Here is an 11,252-nt window from a genome sequence, read left to right on the forward strand (position 1 = left end):
ACCAAATCTAAGGTGAGACATTGTAACACCGCCTGACTTCTTGGAGTCATAGTCGAAGTATGCCTGAGCATACATGTCTGTGTTATCACCAATGATCTTGATAGAGTTCTTGTTAGCACCAACAGTACCGTCAGCACCAAGGCCCCAGAACTTACAGTTTGTTGTTCCCTCAGGAGTTGTAACAAGAGGAGCACCTGCATCAAGTGAAAGATTTGTTACATCATCCTCGATACCGATTGTGAACTCTTCCTTAGTATCGTTGTTGAATACTGCAACGATCTGAGCAGGAGTTGTATCCTTTGATCCAAGACCATAACGTCCGCAGAATACAGGAACTGACTCGAACTTAGTTCCCTTAAGAGCTGCGATAACATCAAGAGCGAGAGGCTCACGATATGAACCAGGCTCTTTTGTTCTATCAAGAACTTCGATTCTCTTAACAGATGCAGGAATAGCATCAACGAGAGCCTTAGCTGAGAATGGTCTGTAAAGACGAACCTTAACAACACCAACCTTCCTGCCCTGCTTCTCAAGGTAATCGATAGTCTCTTCGATTGTATCGTTTACAGAACCCATAGCTACGATAACTACTTCTGCATTAGGATCGCCATAGTAGTTGAAGAGCTTGTAATCTGTACCAATCTTAGCATTAACCTTGTCCATATACTTCTGAACAATTGCAGGAAGCTCATTGTAACCTGTGTTACAAGCTTCTCTTGTTTGGAAGAAGATATCAGGGTTCTGAGCTGAGCCCATCTGGCATGGGTGGTTAGGATTAAGAGCGCCCGCCTTGAAAGCATCGATTGCATCATGGTTAACCATCTCATCGAGATCCTTGTAGTCCCAAACCTCGATCTTCTGAATTTCGTGTGAAGTACGGAATCCGTCAAAGAAATTAATGAAAGGAATTCTTCCCTCGATTGCTGCGCAATATGCAACAGGAGTAAGGTCCATAACTTCCTGTACGCTTGAATCGCAAAGCATAGCAGCACCAGTCTGGCGGCAAGCATATACGTCAGAGTGATCACCGAAGATGTTAAGAGCGTGAGAAGCTACGCAACGAGCTGAAACGTTGAATACGCCTGGAAGTCTCTCACCGGCGACCTTGTAAATATCAGGGATCATAAGAAGAAGTACCTGAGATGCTGTGTAGGTAGATGTAAGAGCACCTACTACTAATGAACCGTGTACAGCACCTGCTGCACCGGCCTCAGACTGCATTTCTGTAATCTGAACTGTACGGCCGAAAATATTTTTCTTTCCAGCTGTTGCCCATTCATCTACATGCTCTGGCATAACAGATGATGGTGTGATCGGGTACATGGCAGCAACTTCTGTATAAGCATAAGAAGCATATGCAGCAGCTTCGTTGCCGTCCATGGTTTTCATGTTTCTTGCCATTATTTATCCTCCTACCTTATTTTTACAATACAGATCCGGTATGTTGATCTGTATTTACAGTTTCCGGAAATGAAAAGATTTGGTGAAAAATCCTACATTTCTAAGTAATTCATCTGATATAACGATTTGTGCAAAAATTTCTGCCTCAAATACGCACAAAACATGCCGTTAATATCATAAATTACTGCAAATATCATAGTAGCATGTGGGTTGACTAATGTCAACGTGAGTAATTATTAACAATCCTTAAACTTTTATCATCAATATATATGTGCAATATCGATAAGAGATATTAATATCATCATTAGCACATGCTAACAAACTTGCTAAATCAATTTTTTTGATATACTATTAGAAATGTAACTAAGTAAATAATGAGGCGGCAAACTCATTAGTATTTATTACTTATTATTCGTAAGGAAGGAGATTATTACTATGGCATACGTTATTAGTGATTCTTGCATCAGCTGCGGTTCATGTGCTGCTCAGTGCCCTGTTTCCGCTATTTCTCAGGGAGCTTCTCAGTACGAGATCGATCCTAACACATGTATCGATTGCGGTTCATGCGCTGCTCAGTGCCCTGTATCAGCTATTTCTCAGGGATAATTCGTATTTGATCTTATCTAAGGATAAGGCAGAATGAGTTATAAAGCTGAACTTTATAAGAGAAAATAAGCAGGTAAGTTTGACTTACCTGCTTTTTTTATTACATTTTTTTATTTTTTGGTAAAAAATATTGATAAAATTTATCAATGTCTTTCCAGATTGGCAAATTTGGTGAACTGAGGCATCCAAAGAAGCTCAACTGTACCAATAGGGCCATTTCTCTGCTTAGCTATGATGATCTCAGCGATACCTTTTTTATCTGTATCATGATTATAATAATCATCACGATATATGAACATAACCATATCCGCATCCTGCTCGATAGCTCCGGATTCACGAAGATCTGAAAGCATGGGTCTGTGGTCAGGTCTTTGCTCTACAGCTCGGGAAAGCTGGGAAAGTGCAACTACAGGAACATTGATCTCTCTGGCAAGAGCCTTGAGGGATCTTGAAATATCTGAGATCTCCTGCTGTCTTGATTCTGAGCCTCTTGTACCACCGCCGCTCATGAGCTGCAAGTAGTCAATGAAGATAATGCCAAGATTATGTTCCATCTTGTATTTACGGCACTTGGATCTCATCTCCTGTACAGAAATACCTGGTGTATCATCTATTATCAGGTTGGAACCGCCTATAAGATCGGCACTGTCAATAAGTGCTTCCCAGTCTCCGTCTGACATCTTACCTGTTCTAAGATTCTGGGCTTCGACATGTGATTCCATGGCGAAAAGTCTGTTTACAAGCTGTTCCTTACTCATTTCCAGTGAGAAGATAGCTGCTGTTACATTATTCCTGAAAGCCATATATTCTGCAATGTTAAGAGCAAAAGCTGTCTTACCCATTGAAGGTCTTGCTGCTATCAGGATAAGATCTGATGGCTGGAAACCTGATGTATCATAGTCAAGATCTGTAAAGCCTGTTGCAATACCAGTTACCGTTCCTGTGTTACGGCTTGCTGTTGCGATCTTATTCAGGGCATTTACTACTATCTGACTTATGGGAACGAATTCTCCGGCGTCTCTTCTCTGTGTAACATTAAATACATCTTTTTCTACATTGTTTAGTATAGTCTCAAGCTTATCTGTTCCTGCATAGCAGTTACTTGATGTCTCTTCACAGACTTTTATAAGTTTTCTTAATGTAGACTTTTCAGCTACTATCTGAGCGTAGTATTTGACATTGGCTGATGTCGGTACTGCAGCAACAAGATTTACAATATACTCGGTTGATGCATATTCAGGGGGGACATTTTTGTCTTTAAGTCTTTCCTGAAGTGTAACCTGGTCAACCGGTCTTCCTTCTTTATTAAGTTCAACACATGCGTCAAAAAAGGTTCCGAGCTGGCGATCATAAAAGTCGTCACCGTTTATATACTCGGTGGCAACTTCTATTGCCTCTCTGTCCATGAGCATTGCGCCTACAACAGACTGCTCTGCTTCACGGCTCTGCGGCGGAACCCTTTTAACCATAAACTGTTCGTCTGCCATAATAATCCTTTGTTATACATATCCAAAGTCAATAAGTTATAAAATCAGTATTCTTTATGGATTTTATAAGATTTGTCCATGAATTTATTTATGCTTCTGTTACAGATACTCTGATCTTAGCTGTTACCTGAGGATGAAGCTTTACAGGTATTTCATATGTTCCGCATGCTTTGATAGGATCTGAAAGGACAAGCTTCTTCTTGTCTATATCAAATCCAAACTGGTCTTTGGCAGCCTGAGCTATTTCTTTGGTAGAGATAGAGCCGAAGACTTTACCGCCTTCTCCTGTCTTAATTGTAACTTTGATAAGCTCTTTCTCGATCTTTTCTCCAAATGCCTTGGCATCTTCAAGCTTTTCTTCTGCTACCTTGGCATCATGCTTCTGCTCAGCCTTAAGTCTTGCAAGATTAGCATTGGTTGCTTCTACTCCGAGATTTTTCTTAAAAAGCATATTGTTGGCATAGCCGTCACTTACCTTAACTACGTCACCTTTTTTGCCAAGAGATTTTACATCTTCTAATAAAATTACTTTCATTTAAGTTCACCTTCCTCAATCATTGTATCTATTGTCTTCTTGATAATTCCTATGGCCTCTGTAACTGTAATGCCTTCCATCTGACAGCCTGCCATACTCATGTGGCCGCCGCCTCCAAGTCTTTCCATTACAAGCTGGACATTGACTTCATCAATTGATCTTGCGCTTACATAGACCATATTCTGGTATTCGGTACATACAAAGCTGGCTCTGATTCCTTTGATATTAAGAAGTTCATTGGCAGCCTGCGCTCCGATAATTGTAGGGCTTACGATATCTTCACTGTTACATATTGATATAGCATAAGCTCCTTTGTAGATCTCAGCCTGACTTACAGCATCGGCTTTGGTCTTGTATTCATTGGCATCTTCTCTGAAGAGCTTTCTGACTCTGGTAACATCTGCTCCGTTTCTTCTAAGGAATGCAGCTGCTTCAAAGGTTCTGACACCAGTCTTTTGCATAAAGTTATTGGTATCTACCATAATGCCTGAATACATGCTGTCGGCTTCTTCAGTATTAACCTTAACATTCTCGCCTATATACTGAAGTATCTCTGATACCATCTCACAGGTTGATGATGCATATGGCTCTACATAGGAGAGAGTTGCATTCTCAATTGTCTCAGTTCCCTGTCTGTGGTGGTCAAGTACTACTATGTTCTTACAGAATCTAAGAAGCTCAGGACATTCTGTAATAGATGGCTTGTTGACATCGACAACAACAAGGACCACATTGCCGCTTGCCATATCTATTGCTGTCTGAGAGCCTATGATCATGTCATCCTCATATTCAGGATTGTTCTTAAAAAGATCCACAAGAGGCTGCATGGACTTAGTTACATCATTAAGTACTATATGACACTTTCTGCCAAGATATTTACTGATACGGTTAATACCTACAGAAGCACCAAAGCTGTCTACATCACCTAGTCTGTGTCCCATAACAAGGACTGTGTCGTTAGCTGTGATGATCTCTTTAAGTGCATGAGCCTTAACTCTTGCCTTAACTCTTGTATTCTTCTCAATCTGCTGACTCTTACCGCCATAATAGATCGTATTATCAGGAGTCTTAACAACTGCCTGGTCACCGCCTCGTCCAAGAGCAAGGTCTATGGCATTACGTGCAAATTCATAGTTCTGTGAATATGACAGGCCATCAATACCCATACCTATACTGAGTGTTACAGCCATTTCGTTACCGATATTGACTGTCTTAACTTCTTCAAGGATATCAAATCTTGCTTCCTGCATTACCTTGCAGTACCTTTTGGGCATTACCACAAAATATTTATCCTTTTCAGTCTTACGTACTATACCATTACAGCTTGCTACGTACTTATTGATCTTACGGTCTATAAGTGCTATAAGAAGTGATCGTCTTACTTCTTCTACACTTTCAAGGGCTTCTTCATAGTTATCAAGATAGATAAGTCCTGCTGCCATAGACTGGTCATCAACTTCCTGAACTGCAAGACGAAGAGCTGTCTGATCGAAGAGATATACTATGATAAGATATCCGTCATAGCTGCTGGCCTCTATAATGTCGCTGTTACTTGCCATCTCTTCAAGAGATATCTTACGCATTCTAAGTGAATAGAAATTGTTCTCATATTCAAGGTCGTACTGAACCTCTTCATCATTCATGGCCGGGAACTTATCAGCTGTCACCTGAGGAAATACAGCTGTTATCTGCTTATGAAAGTTCTTCTTCTCATGAACAGTCTTCTCAAAAGCGATATTAGACCATATAACCTTGCCTGTATCGTCCAGAAGGCAGCTTGGAAGATCCATCTCTCTAAGGAGCGTTTTCTGAATCTGTCCATACTGGGTAGCAAAACTTACAAGCTCATTGATCACAATGGGCCGTGTCATAAAATACATAAGAAAAACTATTACTGTATATAGAATAGTGAAAATAGTAAGAATAATTCCTGCCTGTATACCTCCAAAGAAATATACAAGGAATGTGACAAGAATTAATATTATATCAAGGTAAAGAAAGGTCGTTAAAAAAGTTTTAAGACGCCCCTTTAATCTGATTCTATTTTTTTTCATTATAATAACCCTCCACGGCTCCTATAAAATGGATTATACCATTTATTGCTCTAGGCCGCCACCTGGCGAGAAACTAAATTTACTCACAAAAAAGTGCATCAGCTTATGAGACTGATGCACGTATATATCTTAAGCTTACTGCTTTATTTATTTTCATAGAGCATTTCGCGCCGCTTTCTTGCGTTTTCCATAAGCTCTTTATTGTGCTCCTTTTTCTTATAATATTCTTCGAGCTGCTTTTTCTGCCTTGCCTCTCTTATCCTGCGTCTTTGTGCATTGTTATTATTTCTTTGCCTGCTTCTTTGAGAATTCTCGCTTTTAAGTTTTTCTAAGACTTCATCAAGCTTTTCTGAAACGCTCATAAGTTCAGATTCTCTACCTTTGATTGCAAGATCTACATGTTGAATTGTCCCTGCGCTTCCATCTTCTTTTAGGAAAAGACCTGTCTTTCTAACCTTACCATCAAGATTCCCATCTGATCCTTCAAGCGTAAACTCTGTATCTTCCGCTCCAAGATATATAGCGCCGACTCCTGCTTCTTTTAATGTCTTAAGTTCATCTTTGCCGTCATCTGTCTTATTCCATACTTTAAGCTTCTCGAACACTTCGTCATTTTCATCGATCCAGCCATTTTTATCAGAATCATACTGGGAAAGATCTTTAAAGCCGTCTCCGCTCTTTACTCCAAAGAGCTCTGTACCATCATTTATTTTCCCATCTTCATTATGATCAAGAGCCAGAAAACCGCTTCCTGACTTGGTCATAGAAATATCATCCTGTATTCCATCGCAGTCAAGATCAAACTTGAATTTCTGATCGCTAAGTCCCGATGTCTTTAAACCTGTATTGATTATCAGTGGATCAAAAAGGTTATCAAGAGGTGATGCAAGAGGGATAAAGGTATCACGCTCTTTCTTCCTTTCCATATTAACTTTTAGATCAACATCTATTTTCTTGCCATCCTGTGTTGTTATTTTTCCGGATGCTTTGTAATCCGATTTTTCTTTCTCAACCTGCTTTTCTACTAATCCTGCAAAAAATCCGCCATTCCCTGCGCTGCCTGTACTCAATTCCTTTTGATAGCTGTAGCTTGAAGCTGAAAAAACATCACTATTAGCTATCTTCATATATCTTACCTCTCAAATCCAAGTGGAGAACATTGTTGAAAGAAGAGAACTATATCCGCCATAGCTGCCAAGGCCATATGCGCCATTAGCTCCATATATTCCTCTATTTATTAAATACCTGCCGGATGCAACTGCTGCCTGAGATGTAACCGCTGCACTGCTTTTTATCTGTTGCCCGAAAGAACCAGCATCTGCAAAGATATTCTTGACATCTTCTTTATCAGCCTTTTGAAATACTTCATCATCTACAAACAGTTCTCCGTTTTTGCTGTTGTAGCCGATTCCTACTTTTCTAAGGTCAGAAATATTATCACGAACTGCTTCTCTCATATTGCCCGCGCTTCGTCTAACAGCTATACTTCCGGTTTCTTTAGAACTGTCATTCACCTCATTATATCCGTTTGTAAAATTCATTACTGCCTTAAGGAGCTCTTTTGTATTCTTTTCTTCATAGAGCTCTTCATTTGATAATTTTCTGGCAGCACTTTCCAATTTCACCGCGCCCTGAGCAGTCTCAATATCTGATGAATAAGATCTGTCAATTGTACCAAACGCATTATTCATCGCTTTGATAGTTCCCGCGCTTAGTCCATAATAGCTATTACTGTAACCAGTCTTATATGCACCTGTAGCTTCTTTATTTCTGCTTATGTTATTCAAGCTGCTATAACCAGACAATCCCTGTCTATTCCAAATATTACCGGCTCCGCCTATCCGCCCTGTAAGAACGTTAAAATAGTTTTGTCCAAAGATCATAAAAAACACCTCCTTTTACGGACAAATAGGATCCTGAATTAAAAGCAAAGAATATATACTCTCAATTCAAGTATCGTCCATAAAAGAAGGCGTTTAAATAGATTTGACATGAACGGACATCTCTGTGTAATGAATGGTCAACTTTATATAAATCCAGCGTCAATAATTCTTTTAAAACTGATGATTCTTAGAATCCTGCAGCATGACTTTTACTTCAAAGAGGTTATCTGCTGTGCTTATATAAACAGCACCAAGATATTTATCCGCAAGATTCATGACGCTCTTTAATCCTATTCCGTGCAGACTGGTATCTGACTTATACGACCTTTGGTTCTTTGATTCCTCACTAAAAACTTTCCTGCTTTTAAAGCTGTCATCATCCCCTTTTTCTACAACTCCGTCATAAGGATTGACTATTCTTATTAGGAAGAAGTTATTCTTCATCTCACCCGACAGCTCAATATATCTTTTATCTTCAGGTACATAGGAAACCGCTTCCAGAGCATTATCCAGAAGATTACTTAATATGATTCCTACATCCATGGCACTTATTTCTTTATCCTTGGGAAAAGAAAAATCGCATTCAAACCTGCATCCTCTTTTTTGCGAAAGTGCTGCTGCCTCATTTATAACTACATCTGAAACAGGATTCCCAGTAGCATACAAAAATGCGCCTTCACTTAGCTCTACATTCATTTCGCTAAGATAATCAGATGCCTCCTCGTATCTGTGATTTTCAAGGAAGCTTTTAAGAACCATCAGCTTTCCTGCCATATCATGGCGAAGGGCTCTTATTTTGTCATGATATTTTTCTGTATATTCTATCTTCTTCCTGATATAAGCCTGCTCCTGTAACTGCTCCTGCAATATAAGATCTTCTTCCTTAAGTCTTCTATAACGCTGCCAGGTTGCAACTGCTGTCATCTCCCCTATAAATATAAGGATCGCGATAAGAGGAAGTATAAACCTTAAATCTTTTTTCTCATCCAGTAAGACAAAAACCTCTTTTTCCAAAGGGACAACCATGATCTGCACTATACTGTATGCGATCAGATAGGAAACAGTTGAATAGATGGATAGGTATACAGCCTCTGCAAGTGACATGTCGTATTGCTTCTTGCAGATTCTTCTTATTATGAAATATGAAAAGGTAAAGAAGAAAAGAAGAAAAAGTACCTGAGCTATCATAAGCAAAAACAGAATAAAAAAGAGCTTGCCCATTGCTCCTTCTCCGGAATAATCCAGCACTTCTAAAGCCTTATCTGTAATAAAATCAAAAATTGTGAAATTAATAAGATGCCATATGTAAAAAATATTCTGCCACAGGAAAAAGACAAAGATCATGTGCGCGAGCACCTTTGAATTATAAAAATAAAAGATAACAATTATCGTAAGAAGACATACCAGGAAATACCCAAATTTCGTTTCATATGGGATCATATAAAAAAACAGACCTTCCAATATAATAATTGTTGTAAGAAAAGCAGTCTTCCCGCTGTCAAGTACTTCCTTATCTATAAAAAGATTTACAAATGCCCCAAAGAAAAAGCCTCTGACAAGTATAATTGCTATCGCATAGCTTTGCTCAATTATATAGAATTGTTCTTCCGACATCGTCCCCTCGCAAAATATGAGTTACTATTTTTGGCCATTAGCCAACTTCAGGATATGAAATTCATATATGCTCTTACAAAATCAGCATATTTATACTTGGATATGATCAAAGTCTCACCATTATCCATATACGCTTCAGACCTTGAATAGCCTTTAATATGCTGCATGTTTACAAGGTATCCTCTGTGTATCCTAAAAAAAGAGTTGCCAAGTTCGTCCTCAAATTCGTTCATCCTCTTATATACATCCAAAGCCTTTCCTTCTGCATGAACTATGGATTTTCTGCCGCTGCTTTCAATATATAAGATATGCTTTTGTTTTATATTGATCATGTCTCTTCCTGTCTGAATGACAAGAGGCTTAGTATATAACTCATCATCTGATTGTCTTGTTGATAAATGCTGGGCATCAAGCCTTTTAAGTTCATCAACCGCTCTTTTAAGCTCATCTTCAAGTTCAATTTGGGTTACTGGCTTTAAGAGATAATCAAATGCCTTCACTAAAAAGGCATCTCCCATCCTGTCAGGAATACCCGTAACATATATAATCAGTGGTCTGGAAGCGCGCATACTTCTGCCATTATTTTCTACTCTCTTCCCAAGTTCTCTGGCAGTGTCAATGCCATCAGCTCCTCCCATTGCAATGTCCAGAAAAAGAATATCCGGATTTACTCCGGCATCAATATCCCTAAGTAGTTCTTCCCCGGAATCATATTCTTTTATTTCTGCCTTGTATGGACTTTTCAAAAGCCATTCGGAGATCAGGCTTCTGACAGCTTCCTCGTCATCACATACTGCAAAACGATATTTATCCATTTGCGCTTTCCTCAATTTACTTTAGCTCATCGATATGCTTAAATAACGCAAAAATGCTTAGCACGGACATCCATGTAAGCATTTTCCCTTTAAACTATGTATTTATAATATCATCATGAATAATACTCTTTATATATTCATGTCATTAATGGACGAATTATTGTAACGAATGGACATTACTATCTCTTCCATTTATCCGAGAAGTCAATCAGTTTCATCAGATCATTCTCATCTCTAGAAATAGCATCATCAACATTTGACTTTAGCTGAGCCGGGTACTGAGCATCGTAAGCAGGTCTCATCATATCTTCATAAGAAGCCATTAATTTTTTCACAGCGTTTTTATTTGAAATATCTGTACTTCTGATGTTATCGCGGATGTTTGCAATAAGATCCCGATCTGTTGCGATATCTGTACTGGCATACTCATTAACTGATTTTCTTACTTCTTCAGGTACATGAACTTCAATGCCAAAATACTTTCCGGATGAAGGATCGTCATTGGTTCTGATTTTCTTATTTACCAGCATCCTGTCCTGCGTATTTAACAGATTGTCATTAAAGTCTTTCATAGCTCGGCTGATTACTTTTGCCTGGTCTTCGCGAAAGTTTTTGGATGCCAGATCATCCACGACCTTCTGAGCCACTTCCATCTTGGCGTAATCTCTGTAGCTGAGATATCCATTCTTTAACTGACTTCCGATACCTGTTATCATATCTCTTGCAGCAGATAACTCCTCATCATTAAAAGAAGCTCCGCCAATTTTATAAACACCTTCTGCATTTTTGCTTACCGGTATGTCTTTTTCATATAAAGCGCTTACAGGATGATTATTCCAGGAATCTCTCACTTTTTC

9 protein-coding genes and 1 pseudogene are annotated in these 11,252 nt (G+C 39.0%); 1 reads left to right on the forward strand and 9 read right to left on the reverse strand.

Annotated features, from left to right (window positions below; genetic code table 11):
* Positions 1-1,401: pseudogene (locus K6G87_RS00155) on the reverse strand (pyruvate:ferredoxin (flavodoxin) oxidoreductase); the annotation flags it as partial.
* A gap of 435 nt (positions 1,402-1,836) precedes the next feature.
* Between K6G87_RS00155 and K6G87_RS00160 the strand changes: the two are divergent.
* Positions 1,837-2,007, forward strand: a complete 171-nt coding sequence (locus K6G87_RS00160; protein WP_022759320.1) for a DUF362 domain-containing protein — start codon at positions 1,837-1,839, stop codon at positions 2,005-2,007.
* A 143-nt stretch (positions 2,008-2,150) separates the two neighbouring features.
* Here the strand turns inward: K6G87_RS00160 and dnaB are convergent, their stop codons facing one another.
* The 8 genes from dnaB to K6G87_RS00200 form a co-directional block, all read right to left on the reverse strand.
* The gene (dnaB, locus tag K6G87_RS00165) at positions 2,151-3,494 is read right to left on the reverse strand and encodes a replicative DNA helicase (protein ID WP_296832200.1); all 1,344 of its coding nucleotides are present in this window, start codon (positions 3,492-3,494) and stop codon (positions 2,151-2,153) included.
* 88 nt (positions 3,495-3,582) lie between these two features.
* On the reverse strand, positions 3,583-4,029 hold the full coding sequence (gene rplI / locus K6G87_RS00170; protein ID WP_296832203.1) for a 50S ribosomal protein L9: 447 nt from the start codon (positions 4,027-4,029) through the stop codon (positions 3,583-3,585).
* On the reverse strand, positions 4,026-6,083 hold the full coding sequence (locus K6G87_RS00175; RefSeq protein WP_296832206.1) for a DHH family phosphoesterase: 2,058 nt from the start codon (positions 6,081-6,083) through the stop codon (positions 4,026-4,028). Before K6G87_RS00175 ends, rplI begins: the two co-directional genes overlap by 4 nt.
* Before the next feature lie 143 nt (positions 6,084-6,226).
* Positions 6,227-7,210 (reverse strand): hypothetical protein, encoded by a 984-nt coding sequence (locus K6G87_RS00180; RefSeq protein WP_296832209.1) that lies wholly within the window; start codon positions 7,208-7,210, stop codon positions 6,227-6,229.
* A gap of 12 nt (positions 7,211-7,222) precedes the next feature.
* On the reverse strand, positions 7,223-7,966 hold the full coding sequence (locus K6G87_RS00185) for a hypothetical protein (protein ID WP_296832212.1): 744 nt from the start codon (positions 7,964-7,966) through the stop codon (positions 7,223-7,225).
* Between the two features lie 171 nt (positions 7,967-8,137).
* Positions 8,138-9,580, reverse strand: coding sequence for a sensor histidine kinase (locus tag K6G87_RS00190; RefSeq protein ID WP_296832214.1), 1,443 nt, complete (start codon positions 9,578-9,580; stop codon positions 8,138-8,140).
* 47 nt (positions 9,581-9,627) lie between these two features.
* On the reverse strand, positions 9,628-10,395 hold the full coding sequence (locus tag K6G87_RS00195) for a LytR/AlgR family response regulator transcription factor (RefSeq protein ID WP_296832217.1): 768 nt from the start codon (positions 10,393-10,395) through the stop codon (positions 9,628-9,630).
* Positions 10,396-10,574: 179 nt separating this feature from the next.
* Positions 10,575-11,252: hypothetical protein (locus K6G87_RS00200; RefSeq protein WP_296832220.1), on the reverse strand; the 678-nt coding region annotated here is incomplete at its 5' end.

The sequence above is a fragment of the Butyrivibrio sp. genome (assembly GCF_024699075.1).